This window comes from Segatella maculosa DSM 19339 = JCM 15638, from assembly GCF_000382385.1.
In the GTDB taxonomy this organism is placed as follows: domain Bacteria; phylum Bacteroidota; class Bacteroidia; order Bacteroidales; family Bacteroidaceae; genus Prevotella; species Prevotella maculosa.
On sequence record NZ_KB908322.1, the window covers coordinates 79,999 to 97,455 of the forward strand.

Consider the following 17,457-nt stretch of genomic DNA (forward strand, 5'->3'; position numbering starts at 1 on the left):
CTGTGTCGGCTTGACACACCCTCCCGACAAATAGCAGGTTTGGCCGGTCTTACGCGTCGATATTGGCGTAAGTGGCGTTCTGTTCGATGAATTCGCGGCGCGGTTCCACATCGTCGCCCATCAGCATTGAGAAGATTTCGTCGGCTTCGGCCGCATTCTGTATCGTCACTTGCTTCAGAAGACGCGACGAGGGGTCCATGGTTGTCTCCCAAAGTTGCTCGGGATTCATCTCTCCGAGACCTTTGTAGCGTTGCGTATGCAGTGCTTTGTCGTCCTCTTTTCCCTCAACATACTTGTCAATAAAGGCTTGACGCTGCTGCTCGGTGTAGCAATATTCGCTCACTTTCTTATAGGAACACTTATACAAAGGCGGCGTGGCAATATAGAGATGTCCGTCTTCTATGACCTTTGGCATGAAGCGATAGAAGAGCGTCATGATGAGCGTATCGATGTGAGAGCCGTCAACATCGGCATCGGTCATAATGATAATCTTATCGTAACGCAGCTTGTCGATGTTGGCTTCGCGGTCATCTTCGCCCTCAACACCAAAGCGAACACCGATGCTTTGTATGATATTCATCACGGATTCTGCCTCGAAAACGCGATGCCATTGCACCTTTTCTACGTTCAAAATCTTGCCTCTTAGCGGAAGAATGGCCTGTGTATAGCGGTCGCGACCTTGCTTGGCTGAGCCTCCCGCAGAGTCGCCCTCGACAAGGAATATCTCGCATTCTTTCGGGTCTTTGTTGGAACAATCGGCCAGTTTTCCAGGCAAACCGCCACCCGACATCACGCTTTTGCGCTGCACACTCTCGCGGGCTTTGCGCGCAGCGATGCGGGCCGTGGCAGCCAAAACCACCTTTTCACAAATCTTTTTTGCCTCAATCGGGTGCTCTTCCAGATAGTTTGAAAGGGCTTCACCCACGGCTTGTTGCACCGCTCCGGAGACTTCGCTGTTACCTAATTTGGTCTTCGTCTGCCCCTCAAACTGCGGCTCTGCCACCTTAATAGAGATGACTGCGGTGAGTCCTTCGCGGAAGTCTTCGCCCGCAATCTCTATCTTTGCCTTCTCAATCTGCTTGGCAATGGTAGGCTCTGCATCGGCATAAGTCTTCAAAGTACGGGTCAGTGCGGCACGGAAACCCGTGAGATGGGTTCCCCCTTCAATGGTGTTGATGTTGTTCACATAGCTATGTATGTTCTCCGAATAGTCGGTGTTATACATGATAGCCACCTCGATAGGAATGCCTTGCTTCTCGGTTTTCAGGTAAATCACATCGTCGAAGAGATGCGTGCGATGCCGGTCTACGTAGCGAACGAACTCTTTCAGTCCGTCTCTTGCATGGAAAACCTCTTGCCGGGTCTTGCCTTCTTCGTTGGGACGGAGGTCGGTCAGCGTGATACGAATACCCGCATTGAGATATGCCAACTCGCGCATTCGACTGGCAACGATGTCCCATTTAAAGGTTGTTGTGGTGAAAATGGCAGGGTCGGGCCAGAATTGTTGCCGCGTACCTCGCTTGTCTGTCTCGCCAATAATCTTGACCGGATAGAGCGGTTTGCCCTTTTCATACTCCTGTTGGTAAATCTTTCCGTCGCGGAACACTTGGGAAAGCATGTGCGAAGAGAGTGCATTTACGCAGCTCACACCTACACCATGCAAGCCACCGCTGACCTTATAAGAACCCTTATCGAACTTTCCTCCGGCGTGAAGTACGGTCATCACGACCTCAAGAGCCGACTTATGGAGCTTCTTATGCTCGTCTACAGGAATACCACGGCCGTTGTCTTCGACCGTAACCGAGCCGTCTTCGTTGAGCGTAACCGCCACATCCGTGCAGTAACCTGCCATGGCTTCATCGATAGAGTTATCCACTGTCTCGTTGATAAGATGGTGAAGTCCCTTCTCACTGATGTCACCTATGTACATAGCCGGACGCTTACGCACAGCTTCAAGCCCCTCAAGAACCTGAATATTCGAGGCAGAATAATTTGCCTCGGTGTTTAGATTTTCTGCCATTTCTTTCAATAGTGTGATTGAATTGCAAAGATACTAAAAAATAAACAGACTGCGAAACTTTTCTACGCTAAATTACATTAACGTGCATGGGCACAGCGGTTGAAATCTAAGATGCGTCGCTCTGTAAAATCATTTCAGCCATTTTACTGCGCAATATCAGCCTTATTGCACGCTAATGTCAGCCTTATTGCGCGGTAAAATGGCTGAAATTGAAACGCAAGGCCCAAGTCGTTGATTATCAACGGGCCTGACACTATGAGCCGCTCGACTCTATGTAGGGACGCACGACCTGTGCGTCCGCTCCAACAATCGTGTATTTGCGTTTCTTTCGCCTTGAGTAGACGCACGAGCCGTGCGCCCCTACATTTTCCGCCCTGTCACATTGCACGCTGATATTCCCCTCTCAATGAGACGAGAGCGGGCTGTTTGTGGAGTGACTGCCTTATTCGGCTCCGAAATAAGCCTTGAGTTCGGTCATTGCACTGCCCTCTTCATTGGGCAAATCCTTGATGAGCAGGCCCCTTTCGAGCAGCAAAATGCGCGACGAAATGTCTGAAACGAAGTTCAGATTGTGGCTCGACAAGACGACTGTCGTGCCCATTTCCTTGTTCACCTGATGGATGGTTTTGGCGATTTGTATCTGTGATGAAGGGTCAAGATAGTTGAAAGGCTCGTCCAAGATGAGCACTTCGGGGTTGATGATCATGGCACCGAGAATGCCAATCTTCTGTCGGTTGCCTTCCGAAAAGTCGCGGATATACTTCTTGGTGCCGAGGATTTCATCATGCATCAAGGGCGCATAGCAGGCCAATCGCTCGTCGATGGTCTCCTTCGGTAGGCCGTACACGTTGCCGATAAAGGTGAAATATTCCTCCGGGGTGTAGAAATCTATCAGGAAACGGCCGTCGATGAACGAGCCCGTATAGTGCTTCCAAGCCTCGTTTTCGTTCACTTTCATGCCGTTGCTTAGCACATATCCGTCGTCAGCTTTAATCAAATCGAGCATCAATCGCATGAGGGTCGTCTTGCCGGCTCCGTTGTTTCCCACGAGACCGATGAGCTCTCCGGCGTGTATGGTCAGCTCCGGAATGTCGATAACCGTCTTCTCTCCGTAGACTTTCTTGAGGTCTTTAATGTTTAATTCGCAGTTCATCATTCACAATTCTTCATTTATAATTCACGATAATGATTGGTTCTCTATCTCAGTCTCCCCTCCTTTGGAGGGGTAGGGGGAGGCTTTTGTGACTTTATTTCATAAAATCCTCCATCCGTTTGTACCTTTTTGCCATGAACTTATGGGCAACCAAGCGCAGCACTCTCTTAGACGTGCCCAGCAAAAGCAGGCCGAGCACCGCCGTGATGGCGTAAACCACCAAGGCATTGTCTATGAAAATGGCCAACAACGCGTAGGCCGCCACCGGGATAAGGACAACAAATCCATAGACATTCACGCCCATGTTGGCCCCTTGATAATTGAAGAATGCCGACGAAAACAGGTCGATGCGCTTGGAGAAAAGGCAGGTGGGCAACAGCAATACGTTGGCACCTGCACCCAAAAGAAGGGTGGAAAGCCACGCCATCGTCGTCCAATAACCAAGGAAAATGCCCGGAATAAGCAACACAGCTGTAATGGAATCGAGCAGCAAAAAGAATAGAAACTTGCGCTCAAGCATGCCATATACCGACACAGGTTTGGTCATCAAGCCATGGAAGAAGTTGCCTTCAATGCCGAAGATCCATTGCCCCAGCATCATCGAAGAGAACATAACGGCCAGCAAAAGGAATATTCCCGCGATGGCACTCTCGCCGATTTCGTCGCTCATCGTGCGGTTTTGGAGATAGGCTTGCAGTGTCATAACGACGACAAGTGTTAGGTATCCCGTGCGCAAACGCTTGGAACGGAGCAGCGAAATGTACTCCATACTGAAGAGCGATGAGCCACCTATGCGCCCAGCCTTGGCTTGTTGACCGCGCTGTTCATTGTAATGTTTGACATAACAAAGGTAGGCATAGACGGTTGCCCCAAAGCCCAAGGTGGCGAAGAACCATGCCACGACGCTGCCAAAGGGCCCGAACCAGCTCATAAAGAAAATCATGAAAGGTATCGCCAGACAGTAGTAGAAGAGCAACATCAGCCACAACGGCAGTTTATATTCCCAGCCTTGGGCCTTCCGTAGCCCTGTGATTAGCAGGCCATCTGCAATGTTTAGCGTCAGCGAAAGGCCGAAAGCGAGCAGTGCATAGCCTGCAGACATGAACAAACATGACAGTCCGAAGACCATAATAGGAATGAACCAATTGAGGTAATCCAGCAAGTTGAGCACCAAAAGAAAGCGATTCCACGTGGCTTGCGGAACGGGTTTAGACCGCAAGTAATCGTCCATTCCGGCGGCATCTGTCTTCAAAAGGAACTTCATCAACAGTTCCATGGGAGAGAACATGACCACAAGTGGGACGATAATGAGCTCTAAATTGTCGTTTCGTATGGCCTCGAAAGGATTGCTTCCTCCCTGCCAATGGCCGACAATAAGGCCGACAACCACGCACAGCACCATATAGATGAAGATGCCCATGCGCTTCCAATCAAACGTTCTTCGCTTCTGTGTCCACCACAGTTGCAGCAATATTTTCAGCATAAAAAGATAATTTTATCGTTCATAATCTACCATGTGCGACGCTTCATTCAGCGTTCTTCTACATTCCCCTTGCCTTCATTAATGCCGAAACATCAGGCGTTTTCAGGCCAGTGAAGTCGGTAAAGGTCTGCATAAGGTCCTTTGTATTGCCACGACTGAGTACTTTTTCACGGAAATCCTGACCCACTTCGGGGTTCAATGCGCCGCGTTTGGCGAAGCAAGAAGCAATGTTGTCGGCCAAAACCTCAGTCCACAGGTAGCTGTAATAGCCCGCTGCGTAGCCTCCACCCCATACATGATTGAAGTAAGACGTGGCATATCGGGGCGGAACCTGCGTGTCCAAGAGACCGATTTCACGAAGCGCTTCACGGTCGAATGCCGCAGCTTGGTCGGCCGTCGGCACGTTCTTGGCCGGCAACATGGCCCATGCCATGTCCAAACATGTGGCAGCCAGGTTCTCTCCCAAGGCGTAAGCGGGTTGGAAATTGATGGCTTTGAGCATCTTTTCCTTGAGGTCTTCGGGCATTGGTTGGCCGGTTTTCGTATGCCTTGCATAGTGATTAAAGACCTCAGGAACAGTGGCAAAGGACTCGTTAAACTGTGAGGGCATCTCCACAAAGTCGCGTGCTACGGCTGTTCCGCTAAGCATATTGTACTTGCAATCGGACAATATTCCGTGCAAGGCGTGGCCGAATTCATGGAACATCGTTGTCACTTCGTCCCACGTCAGCAGCGTGGGTTGCCCCTCAGGTGCCTTGGCATAGTTGCATACATTATAGATAATGGGCTGTTGTTTGCGCCATTTACTCTGCTTTGAAAAGCTGCTCATCCATGCTCCCCCACGCTTTGTTGGCCGGCGAAAGTAGTCACAATACCACAAAGCAAGGGGGCGTTTGTCTTTGTCGAAGACCTCGAACACGCGCATGTCTTTGTGATATGTCGGGATATCTTTGCGTTCCTTGAAGGTCAATCCGTAAGCTCTTTGGGCGGCATAGAACACACCATTGACGAGCACACTGTCGATATTGAAGTAGGGTTTCACGTCGTCTTCGGCGAAACGATACTGTGCTTGCTTCATCTTGGCCGAGTAATAGAAGCGGTCGTAGGGCTGAAGTCGGAAGTCTTGTCCCTCGCTTCGGCGGGCAAAGTCCTCGATGGCGCGTGTCTCGGCCTCGGCTTTCGGCCTGTAGGCCGCAATGAGTTGCTTCAAGAAAGCATAGACATTGTCGGGCGTTTTGGCCATGGTACGCTCCAAGGAGTAGGCCGCATAGTTCTTATGGCCCATGAGTTCGGCCTTCTCGGCCCGCAGTTTTGCTATCTCCACCACGATGGGATAGGTGTTGAATGCGCCCGTTCCGTCGGCCCGATGCAGCGAGGCTTCGAACACACGGCGGCGCAAATCGCGGTTTTCGAGGTGAGTCAAGATGGCTTGTTGGGTGGTGTTGACAATCACAATGCAATAAGGTGCCTTGCCGCCGCGGCGCTCTGCGTCTTTTCGGCACTGGGCAATGTCGGCTTCGCTCAGCCCTTTCAGATTGTCTTTGCTGTCAACCCACACCGCTGCATCGTTGGTTGCGTCGGGCAACATGGTTCCCCATTGCTGCTGAAGCTCGGCAATCCGCTTGTTGATTTGCTCCATGCGGGCCTTCTTGTCGGCTGAAAGCAGGGCGCCGGAGCGTACAAACTGCTTGTAGATTTCATCTAACAGCTTGCGGTCTTCGCCTTTCAATGTGGCGCGTTCGCGGTCGTATACGTATTTGATGCGGCTGAACAGTTTAGCGTTGAACGTGATTTCGTTCTCCAAATCGGTCAGTTGCGGAATGATTTCTTTCTCGGTTTTGGCAATGACATCGGTCTTGTTGGCACCCGTCAGACAGAAGAATACGCTCGAAACATGGTCAAGCAGTCGCCCACTTTCCTCATATGCCACGATAGTATTGGCGAAAGTGGGTCGCTGTTTGTTGTCCACAATGCGTTTAATGGCCTTGCGTTGCGCTTGAATAGCCGCTTTCAGTGCAGGCAGATAGTCGGTTTCATGGATACAACTGAAGTCGGGTGCTGCGAAAAGCAGGGCACTATGGGTCAGCAATGGATTGTTTTTGACCCCTTCTTTGGGCTGTTCTGCTGCGTTTAACCATGCGACGGACGATGCCAAACCGGCCGTAACCAGCGTTCGTTTGATGCGGGTGTTGATTTTATTCATGCTTTGTTTATTTTGTGTTTGCGCTTTTTAGCGGTACAAATATAAGCATTTTTCGCCGAAAAAACCATGGTTTTGCCGATAAAAGCATGCAGATGGGCGGTAGACCCAAACTAAATGAAAAAGCAACGGAGTTCGAAATAATATCCAAAATCACCCATTTCATCGTACAATCTCACCCATTTCACCCATCAATCAGCCATGATGGAAATGTAGGGACGCACGGTTCGTGCATCCGCTCAAGTGGAACTGAAAAGCAAATACATACGGTTGTTGAAACGGACGCACGGACCGTGCGTCCCTACATGCCTCTTGTCAACAATTCATCTTATCATTTTACTAATCCTAAAATTCAATATTCAAACTTCAATATTCAAAGTCTGCAAATCATAAAGGTTAAAGTTCAATGTTCAAAGTTCAAAATCAAAGTCCCGACATACGCTTAAACCCTTCTCGGTTTCAACCTTATTGACAATCAATAACTTATACCTTGCGTTCCAATCTCAGCCATTTTAGCGTGCAAAATGGCCCATTTCATCGTGTAAAATGGGTGAGATTGCGCGGTAAAATGGCTGAGATTGAAACGCAATAGAATCGGGATTAGAAACCGGCTTTATTTATTTGGTGCCGGCTTTTAGGTAACGATAGTATTCACAGGCGGCAAGAAGGAAACCACCGACACCGAAGTTCGTCTCGGAATTGCGGTCGACGATTTGGTCGGGAATAGCCTTTTCGCCAATGGGTTGCACGTAGCCTACGCGCCCATCGGGCTGGAGTGCCGTGTTTTGTAGGTAGTTCCATGCGCGTTCGACCGTCTTTTTGTACGATTTCATCGGCAGAATTCCGTTGTTAATTCCCCAAAGCAAACCGTAAGTCAACAGTTCCGTGCCGCTCGTTTCAGGGCCGGGAGCCTGACGAGGATCCATCATTGAGCGCGTCCAATAGCCTCCGCGCTGTTGCAATTTGGCTGCGGCTGCGGCCAAGCGACGGTATTTTTCGACGAAGAAATCATAGTGTTGATAGTCTTTGGGCAGGTCTTGCAGCACCTTTGCCAGCCCTGCAAGCACCCAACCGTCGGCTCTTGCCCAGAAATCTTTCTTGCCCAAATTGGTCTTATGCTTGGGATAAACATACTTGGCATCGCGGAAATAGAGGCCGGTTTCATGGTCGTACATGAGGCTATCGGTGAAAAGTATGCAGGAATACATCTTGTTCAGATACTTTTGTTCGCCGGTTAGCTTGTACATCTTGGTCATTACGGGCATTGACATAAAGAGTGCATCGGCCCACCACCAATAATCTGACTCGGGTGCATCGGCCATATAGCTCATCACTTCCTTGGTCCGTGTAATCTTATCCTTTGTCGGTGAGATTTTGTAAAGGTCGATATAGGTCTGAAAACAGGTCTGCCAATCGCCGAACAAGACGTGGAATTGATATTCACCATAGTGTTGATACTTCCATTTCTTTGGGTCTTTCTCGGTTGCTCCCTGCCATCGATTGTGGATAGCCCATCGCATTGAATAGCCAGTAAAGTCGGATTTGGGGAAAAGTTGCACCACTTCCATGTTTCCGATGTGGTAAACTGCGTCGTCCCAAAAGGCGCGAGTCTTGTAAGTGTGGTTACTTTGCCAGTTGTTGTTGACGCGTTGGATGATTTCTGCAACGCTTTCGGGTGTCTGTTGCTTGGCCCACAGCGGCAGAACACCCAGCCATAAGGCCCAAAGAAGGATTGATTTTTTCATTGTTTTTCAATAGTTATTATAAATGAATGTTTGAGATTATCGAGAAACTGCGTGCTTTCCAGTGTCCAATGTGCAAAGGTTGGCACGTCATAACGGCTCCAAGCCGCTCCGAAGTAATAGGTGAAAGGCTCGCCACGGTAGCCGTTTTTGATGCCCAAAGCATGGTTGAGATGTTCAAAACGTGCGATTTCATCGATTCCATCGGGGTAAAGAATGCCTGTGAAAATCAGCGATCCCCACGTCTCAGGTCTATCGGTTGGGTTGGCATAACAGATGAAACGGTCGCCCAAAGTGAGGTCGCTCTCACCGTGAAGTACTATGCCCGAAGCCAGTTGTATGGGCGATTTGATGCCGTCATACCACACGGTCATGCGGTTGAAATGCGAGCCTTTGTCGAGCGAAATCAGCCGATGTTCGGTGATACCTTCGGCATTTGGGGCGAAATCAAGGCGCAAAGTGAACCGCAACGGACCGTTATCCAAGATGCGAAAATCACTGTAACAATAAGGGAAAATCAGTCCTTTTGGCCCCATTAAAGCAGGCGCTCCGCAACCCAAAGTGGGCCCAACACCGTAGGCATCCATGCCATTTCCGTGGTCAAGATGAAAGGAAGTGGCGCGGTTGATGGAGTCGGCTTGGGCGTTAAGTCCGGCTTTTCGCAGCGAATCTTCCTGCATATTGCCTCGCCAATCGTCCAAATAGCGTTTGGAAAACACGGGGGTTGGCGTGTTTTTCGTCCATACATCGATGCCGAATGAGCGTTCGCCTGTCTGCTGAAGTGCAGGCCCATAGACGCGGAAACCGATGCGGTCGTTCTCCCAAGCAATGTCATCTTTGCGAATAGGATACTGCATTCCGAAGACCCATAACGGCTGTTTTGCGGGTGCTTTTGGCTGAATAAGGTAAGTCATCTTGCCCTTTGGAGGCACGCAGACCTCAAAAATCAGTTTGCCATCATGGGTGAGTTGGCTGGGTTGTTCCAGCCCGATTTGATTGAGAACACGCAATGGTGTGGTCTCACTTACGGCCAGTTTGGCTCTTAACGGTGCGGCATCAAGGCTCGCCAACTCATGGCGGGCGTGCGCTAAAGTGTTGGTAACACTGACGCGAATGTCTTTTGCTTGCGATGGAAGAAAGCCGGCGAGAAAGGCCAAAAACAAAGTGATATAGTTCTTTTTATTCATCTTTCGAGCGTGTTTACCATTTGTCACGTGTCTGAATGTCGTCAGCCCAGCGGTGATCCTTGGGGAAAGGCTGTCCGTTCCAAGCCTTTACCTGCGTCCATGGCTGTGGTGCTTCGGTCCAAAACGGGTGATCAGCCGGTAGTCCGAGGGGCATAAAGACCAATGAAGTCATGTAGAGTGAGCCGTTATTCGTATACCAATCGGCCGTTTCGGGCTGAGAACCGCAGAAGCCGATGGTGAGGAATCCCTGCCGATTGTAGTTCTGTTGCTGATCAAACATGCGGTGCATTACCTGCGTCAAGGCTGCTCTTACCTGTCCGTTTGTCAGCTCTTTTGGCATCTGTTGATACCAAGCTAATAGCGCCAAAGGCTGCATTGCGGCCATTCGATAGGGCATCGAGCGACCGAAAACGGGGAAGGTTCCCTCGGGAGATATAAGCCGTTCGAGGATAAGGGCATATCTTTGGGCACGCTTTAAAGCCCGTGCATGGTATTTGAAATAGTCGATCCGACTGTTCACTTTGGCGTCGGTCATCGCCTGAAGTGTCTCCAAATACATCGGATGAAAGACGTAACTGCTGTAGTAATCAAAGGCAAATACGGGGCCATCGGCATACCAACCATCACCCACATACCACTCTTCTACCTTGCGACATGCCGTGTTTACGCGAAAGATATCACACATATTGCCAGCCTTAGCAAGGAAACTTTCGATGACAGAAGAGAAGAGAATCCAATTCGTATAGGGTGGGTCAACGCGGCGAAGTTTCTTGAATTCGTTGAAGTATCTCGCCTTGGTTGTCTCGTCAAGTGGCTGCCATAAGACATCATAAGCACGCAAAAAGCTCTCTGCAATGTAGGCCGCATCGACGAGATTTTGGTCGGAAACGCCCCAACAAAGATAGTCGGAAGAGGCGGGGTCGACCGCATTTCGATAGCTTGCCAAGGCCCATTGGCGCAACTGTTTGCGCTGTATTCCCTCTGAGGTTCCATCATCTGGCAGGGCCAACCACGGGGCAATGCCGGCCATCAGCCGTCCGAAGGTCTCCATGTAGACCACCTTTCGGTTGCGATTGTCGAAACTTGGGCTGAACTCTGTCAGCATATTCTGTTGCAGTTTTCCTTGTGCCATGTTCTCCAATACGGGCCGAGCCATCTGATAGGCCTGTGCTACCCAGTAAGCACGGTCGTTCTGTTTGGTTTTCTTGGCCACGGTTCCTATGCATACCAGCAGCAAACACAAGGTCGATATCATCTTTTTCATCGTAGGCTGTATATGATTTTGTTTCTTGTTTTCTTGTTGTTCACGGTCATCACAATGCGATAGAGATGCGGTCCCCACACACTTTTGAGCAAAGAATCCATACGCTCGCTGACATCTTCAATCGTGATGACGACTTGTTGCGATGGATAAAGTAACCGATGTTTACCAAGTTGCAGGACACCACTTCTGGCAATGGTTGGCAAGATAGGTGTCATAAGCATGATACGCTGTGGTGCTTTCCATTCAGAGAGCCGGTAGTCTTCGGTTACCACGACTGTTTCACCGGCTTTCAGTTCGACTTTACGTTGCCATGACGTGACTTGTGTCAAGGCAGGATAGGCCGGGGCGATGTCCATGGCGAGTGATTTCAGATGGTATTCCACGCGGGTGGCACGATAAATCTCGCCTTCGTGCTGGTCGACTCCGTTGATTTTAGGCAGGTTATGATAGGCCGATTGCATGGTCCACAGCTTGTAACGGTCGGCTGAAAAGGTAGCCAAAGTGTATTCGCCCACGCCGACATCGATGAGTAAAGGCTGTGCATCGGCATAGACAATGAACGACCCCACGTCGTTGTGATTGTGGCTTTCGGCATTTGTCCCACCTTTCATAGCAACGTAAAACCCATGCTTTTTATTGTTGTTACGTGCCGTCATAATTTGCAAATCGGGCAACCACACGTTCTCAAGCAGCGGTTCTGCGGGCTTTTCGGCCTGTAATTGATGGAGATTTGAAAGCAAAAAAAGTTCGCGTCCCAGTGTGGGGAAATTTCCACTGGCGGCAAAAAGCGTTGAAGGTCGGTGGAAGAAGTCTTTCTCTTTTGCAATCCAAGCCGCGTAACGGCGCATCGTTTTGTCGCCGGCCCACAATGCGAAAGGATAAAGAACATTGAGTTGGACGACAGAACGGTTGTCGTGGGCGTCGGCGAAATTGACACAATAGCCATTGCCAATATACATTTTATATATATAGGCTGCCATGGCTTTTATTTTCTCCTTGGGGAGCGAGGCCGGAACGGTCAGATTGGCTGCTTGCATCAGTTGTAGGCAATCGAAAAGCGAGGCCGCGGCACGGTCCCAATAGAATGTTCCCTCGTCACAACCGCCATCTGATGGGTATCCATCGGTGAAATACTGCAAAGCCGCCGTGATTTGTCGTAGGGCTTCGGCCTTTCTTGCCCCGTCGTTCTCACTGATCAGCACGGCCGTCAGCCAGTTGGAAGAAATCCAAGGCGTCCAGTTCATGCGGCTGTGTTTCCACCAATAATCGGTCTTTAAGGCCGGTATCAGGAGTCGACGCCGCACTTCCTTGTCGATGGTTTGCCTTAAATCGCTTCCCAAGGCTTCTCCCAACATATAGTTTATCCATGCAGCTAAGCCTGCAGTCTCGGCATTGAAGAGATCTACATTTTGGTCGGTTGACAGCGGACGGTCGTGTCCGTAGTGGGCCGGAATGCCCCACCATGGTTCGCTAAACAGGTTCTCCAGACCGCATTTCAAGTCGGGAATGAGACGCCCTTTACCCTCGATTATCTCGGCAAGTGCCAGAGCGGCCAACCGAGTTCGCTTTTGAAAGCACAGCCGTTCATAGTGGGTTCGGTTACCCGTGCGCTTGAATTCGCCGAAGACGGAGTCGGGAATCGTTGGCCAAGGTTGGCCGGCATATTGTGCACCATAGGCGATATAGCTTTGCCGCATGGCTTGAGGAACGGAGTTTCTCCAATAAGTTGATGATGCACGGGGCATAGAAAGCTGTGCAGAAATGGCCGTGTATGCCATGCACAGCAAAAGCAGTAGAAGTGTTCTCGGCCTTGTCTTCATTGGTTCTTGTTATTGGATAAGAGGGGAGTTCAGGGCTTGATGCTCCATTGGTCAGTCCATTGAATGACGGGCTTCCCATCTTCAAACGTTATCGGCAACCATATATAGCGAGCATCGCTCGGTTGTTTCGGTCGCCAAATATCAGCCATGAAGACGAAACGTGGGTCTTTCGACGTACCAATTTGCAGGATATAGGTGCCCTGACCGCCGAAGGTAAGTTCGGACTTTGGCCCGCGACAAGGGTTGTCTACCTGCGTCCAAGGGCCTTGAATGCGTTTGGCAAAGAACATGCGGGCCTTATTGGGTGCCCAACCTGTGCAGCCGCTGGTGATCATCCAATATACACCTTTATATTTAAAGAGCGTCGGTGCCTCGTTTTGTCCACCCGGAGCCATTCGCCAATAGCGCCCCGTGTGGTGCAGATAGTCATCGGTAAGCTCGGCAATATGTAGGGTCAGATTGTCTTCGGAAGAGAAGATATGGTAGGCTTTCCCGTCATCATCGACGTAAACCGTCTGGTCTCTGGCCATCTGCCCCTGTGCATAATCGCGTTGAACAAAAAGACCTTTGCGAATCAGTTCGCGCCATTCGGGCGTCCACCATTTCATTTGTCGGCCTGCATTATAGGTCGTACTGTCGAGCGAACCAGCCCAATCTTGAGGCCAGATGCCGGGACATGAGCGCGAAGAATAAAGGTATTGATAGGGGCCTTCGGGCTTGTTGGCGACGGCAACGCCATAGCGTGCGGCAGCATATCCGCGTCCTTTCAGTTCCAAATGAAACCACATTACATACCGACGGGTTTTGGCATTATAGACCACCTTCGGCCTTTCGATGATACAACCACGTTCTATGTCATTGTCTTTCTCATTGGAAACAGAGAGAGCAACGCCGCGGTAAGTCCAGTTGGCAAGGTCAGTTGAACTGTAACAAGTGACACCCACCATAGCCGTACTCGTCGTGTCGGCCTTGTGTTCGCCAAACCAATAGAAGGTCTTGCCCCGTTTCAGGATACCTCCTCCATGCGCATTGATGTGAATGCCGCGGTTATCGGGCCACAAAGCGCCGGGGCGAATGTTGTTTCCGGCCTTGATGTTGCCCGAAAGACACGTCAGAAGTGCTGCTAACGCCAAGATGGTTCTCATTCTGCTTTGTTTTGATAGACCCTTACATAGTCGATATAATACTTGATGGGGAAGGCCGACTCGTCGATATGCCCACCATTGTCACCGCCTAAAGCAAGGTTCAGCCAAATTAAATTGCCGAAGCCGGGAATGGAATTGGCGAAGGGATTCTGCCCACTGCCAAATGGCCGGCCACGAGCCGCTTACCGTGGGGATTTTCGCCCGCACTTCGACCGTTCCATAGCGGTAAGTAAAACGGCTCTGCATCGAGGCACTGGTGTATTTTGCGTTGGCGCGATTCTTCTTCCAGTCGCTGCTGCCGGCCTGATAGTTGGGATTGCTCACGTTTTGCCTGCGAGCCGTGATGACAAGGTGGCCCGAACCATCGAGCGCGGCATTGCCTTCTTTCATGTAGTATTGATCTTCGTGGTTGCGCTGAAAGCCCTCCTCAAACTTCCACTTGGCAGGGTCGGGCTGGCCGGTGCCCTCGAATTCGTCGCTCCAAACGAGCACCTTCTTGCTTTGTTCGGTCGTTTCGGCCTCCGGGTCGTCAACAACCACGTCGACATCATAGAACGAGAACTCCGACATATGGAAGTAATTGCGGTTGCCACTGGTTGAAGTGACGAGGAAACGGAGGTGCTTGAACTTCTTTCCCGGACGGAAGAACGTCGAGTTATAGTCGGTCTTTCGGCTCGCAGGAAGGCCCGAAAGCGTGGCCACCGTCGTCCAGTTCGTACCGTCGTCGCTGACGAGCAGGTCGGCCGATGTGGGGAAACCGTCGGCGTTTCCCGTGTCGCGCGTGGTGTATTTGATGGCGAAATCCTCGTGTTCTTCATTGAAATTGATTTGGATGTATTGCGGTAACGGCTTTTGTGGCGACGACCAACGCGTGTGGAAGAAGGTCGACGTGTTGCCGTCGATAAGGTTTCTGATGGGGCCTTCCGACGGTTCCTGATTGTCGGTGCTCAGCTGCGAGGCCGTCAGCGTGACGCGCATGCGGCTCCGTTCGGCGTAACTTGCAGGCGCCTTGCCCGAGCGCGCCTTCACTTCCACGGGCGAGGCGGCCGTTCCGTCGGCGTTGTAAGCTTGGAATGTGAACGTATAATCGCCGTATTTCTGCAGCGTGTTGCTGATGAGCAGCTCCGAAGTGTGCCGGGAAACCACCTGCGTCAGTCTCCGACCGTCAGCCGGGTTCACGTATGAAACCTTCATGTATTCATAGGTGGCCGCCACGGGTGCGCTCCAGTAGAGCTTGATTTGTCCCGGTAGCGCCTCGGAACGAATCTCCGACGCCGTCAACGTCTTGGGTTCACCGAGGTAGCCCGTGCGCTCCATGTTCGTGATGTTGTCGGTGCACGACGCGAGGAGCATCATCACCGGCAGGGCAAATAGAAATGTCATATATCGTTTCATGTCGTTAAGTTTTAAGTGATACATCTGTATAAAATCGTGTTGTCTGCTTTATAAACTCGTGCTGTCTGCACGAAAGAGCCGCATCTTTCGAGGTCCGCTACAGTGTTCCAAGAAAGTTCCATGCTTTGGAACACACAGTTCCTCCTATTGGAACGCACAGTTCCATATACTGGAACTCACAGTTCCATGTACTGGAACACACAGTACCAAGGCATGGAACTTTTGTGAAACTGCATATCTGTGTCGATAGATACGCCCGGCCCTGCCGTTCGCCACGGTTTGGCAACGGCGCAGGCAAGGCTGAAAGTGCGGCTTCTGCATGATGTTGGCGGGTCAATAGCCCGGGTTTTGCGTGAAACCTGAGCCTGTGTGCTTCATCATCTCGCTGTTGGAGATGGGCCAGAAGTAGAGCTTGTCGTCCCAGATACGGCTGACCGTGTGGCGTGTATAGGCGAGTGTCCCGTCGGCTTTCTTCGTGATTTTCATCTCGACGATATCCTTGTGGCTCGCGCCTTCGCGCCAACGGCGGATATCGTTGTAGCGATGTCCCTCGAAAGCGAGTTCCACCATACGTTCGTTCTGATACTTCTTCCAGAAGTCATCTGCGCTTAATCCCGTTGGGAGGGCAGGCATGTTGACGTCCACACGGCTGCGGATGACGTTAACCGCCTCGCGTGCCGACATGGGAAGGTCTGGTGTGACGGCGTCGGCGCTTCCGCTGTATTTGAACATGGCTTCGGCATAGTTGAGGTAGAACTCGCCCAAGCGGTAGGCCACCCATGAGTGGCGCTTGGAGTTGCCGTTTACCGAAGAGATGTTGACCGTGCCATCGAGCAGCTTCTTCAAGTAGTAGCCCGTGGGCGTAGCACCCACTTTGGGTTCGCCGTTGCTTCCGCCGTAATATGTCTCAAGTGCAGCTGCATTGTAAGACGGCCAATTCTTTTCACCGTTCACGGCAATGGTCATGGCAAAGCGCGGGTCGCGCCCTTCGTAAGGCTTTTCGGGGTCATAGCCGCTGCCGGCCTCGTTCCACAACTTGCCCGTGGCCCGCATTTCGTAGGCATCGACGAGCGTCTGTGTGGGGCAGTTGCCGGAGTTTCCGTTCTCAACGCCCATCGGATAGTTGCGTCTTTCCAAGTCGTTCAGGTCTCCGATGCGACGGGCCATAATGACTTCTTTGGCTTTCCAGTTATCCGTTCCCCACAGTTCGGCGTATTTGCCAAGGCTCACGCCGTAGGCTGCGCACGAGTCGATGACGGCCTTGGCGGCCAGTGCGGCCTGATGATAACGCTCGGCAGTCTCCGCGCCAAAGAGCGGACTGGCGGCGTAGAGCAGCGTACGTGCCTTCAGCGCCAGCACGGCCAGTTTCGTCACACGACCCGTTTCGCCTGCTGCGGCGTCGTCGGTCAGTCCGGCGTAACTGGCAGGCAGGTGGTTCAATATCTCGTCGCACTCTTTCACGACAAAGGCCATCACGTCTTGCGCCGGCGTTCGGCCGAGGGCGTTGGCTTGTGCCTCGGTGAGCACTTCGGTGGTGAAGGGAACGGCTCCGTAATACTTCACCAGCAGCGCATAGTAGTAGGCTCGCAGGAACCGAACCTCATAAGGCAGGCGGTTGAAGCGTACCATTTGATTCTTATAATCCTTGTTGAACTTGTAATCGGAGAAGTCGCATTCCGGATAATGGGCAAGGAAATAGTTGGCTTCGCGAATGGGAGCATAGTAGCCGAAGAGCGAGGGCGTATTCTTGGAACTTAGTGATCCGTTCGTGAAATAGTTCACTTGGCTCGACTTCCACGCATATTCGGCCTCGTCGCAAGCCGAAGCCTGCATGCCGCCATCAATCATTCCGTAGTCGTAGTCGAGATAGCTATAGATGTTGGTCACGAAGCCCACGGTGTTGTCGAAGTTCTTGAACACATAGTCTTTATTGTAGTTGGAGAACTCGCGATAGTCCAATTCATCGCCGCACGATGCGAACAGCGCCAGGCAAAGGGCTCCTCCTAATATATTCTTGATATTCATTGTTGTTTAATTTTTAGTTGTTA

The 17,457-nt window shown here is 51.1% G+C and carries 11 protein-coding genes; all 11 read right to left on the reverse strand.

Annotation, left to right across the window (positions count from 1 at the left end):
* Positions 1-49: 49 nt before the first annotated feature.
* Positions 50-2,020 carry a DNA topoisomerase (ATP-hydrolyzing) subunit B gene (gene gyrB, locus H164_RS0105520; protein WP_019967694.1) on the reverse strand — a complete coding sequence of 657 codons (1,971 nt, stop codon included), beginning with the start codon at positions 2,018-2,020 and terminating at the stop codon, positions 50-52.
* A 442-nt stretch (positions 2,021-2,462) separates the two neighbouring features.
* Positions 2,463-3,176: an ABC transporter ATP-binding protein gene (locus H164_RS0105525; protein ID WP_019967695.1), complete on the reverse strand. Its 714-nt coding sequence runs from the start codon at positions 3,174-3,176 to the stop codon at positions 2,463-2,465.
* A gap of 91 nt (positions 3,177-3,267) precedes the next feature.
* Positions 3,268-4,656 carry a DUF5687 family protein gene (locus H164_RS0105530; RefSeq protein ID WP_019967696.1) on the reverse strand — a complete coding sequence of 463 codons (1,389 nt, stop codon included), beginning with the start codon at positions 4,654-4,656 and terminating at the stop codon, positions 3,268-3,270.
* A gap of 58 nt (positions 4,657-4,714) precedes the next feature.
* Positions 4,715-6,859, reverse strand: a complete 2,145-nt coding sequence (locus H164_RS0105535) for a M3 family metallopeptidase (protein WP_019967697.1) — start codon at positions 6,857-6,859, stop codon at positions 4,715-4,717.
* 614 nt (positions 6,860-7,473) lie between these two features.
* A complete protein-coding gene (locus H164_RS0105545; RefSeq protein ID WP_019967699.1) occupies positions 7,474-8,601 on the reverse strand; it encodes a glycoside hydrolase family 88/105 protein in 1,128 nt (375 codons plus the stop codon).
* Positions 8,598-9,785: a DUF4861 family protein gene (locus H164_RS0105550; protein WP_019967700.1), complete on the reverse strand. Its 1,188-nt coding sequence runs from the start codon at positions 9,783-9,785 to the stop codon at positions 8,598-8,600. The genes H164_RS0105545 and H164_RS0105550 overlap by 4 nt, the downstream gene beginning before the upstream one ends.
* Before the next feature lie 13 nt (positions 9,786-9,798).
* Entirely contained in the window at positions 9,799-11,049 is a 1,251-nt protein-coding gene (locus tag H164_RS0105555; protein ID WP_019967701.1) for a DUF2264 domain-containing protein, read from the reverse strand.
* Entirely contained in the window at positions 11,046-12,869 is a 1,824-nt protein-coding gene (locus H164_RS0105560; protein WP_025829649.1) for a heparinase II/III domain-containing protein, read from the reverse strand. Before H164_RS0105560 ends, H164_RS0105555 begins: the two co-directional genes overlap by 4 nt.
* A gap of 29 nt (positions 12,870-12,898) precedes the next feature.
* Complete coding sequence (locus tag H164_RS0105565) at positions 12,899-14,014, reverse strand: glycoside hydrolase family 43 protein (protein WP_019967703.1); 1,116 nt, start codon at positions 14,012-14,014, stop codon at positions 12,899-12,901.
* A gap of 81 nt (positions 14,015-14,095) precedes the next feature.
* Entirely contained in the window at positions 14,096-15,409 is a 1,314-nt protein-coding gene (locus tag H164_RS14415; protein WP_025829651.1) for a discoidin domain-containing protein, read from the reverse strand.
* Positions 15,410-15,742: 333 nt separating this feature from the next.
* Entirely contained in the window at positions 15,743-17,434 is a 1,692-nt protein-coding gene (locus H164_RS0105575; protein WP_026356253.1) for a RagB/SusD family nutrient uptake outer membrane protein, read from the reverse strand.
* Positions 17,435-17,457 lie beyond the last annotated feature (23 nt).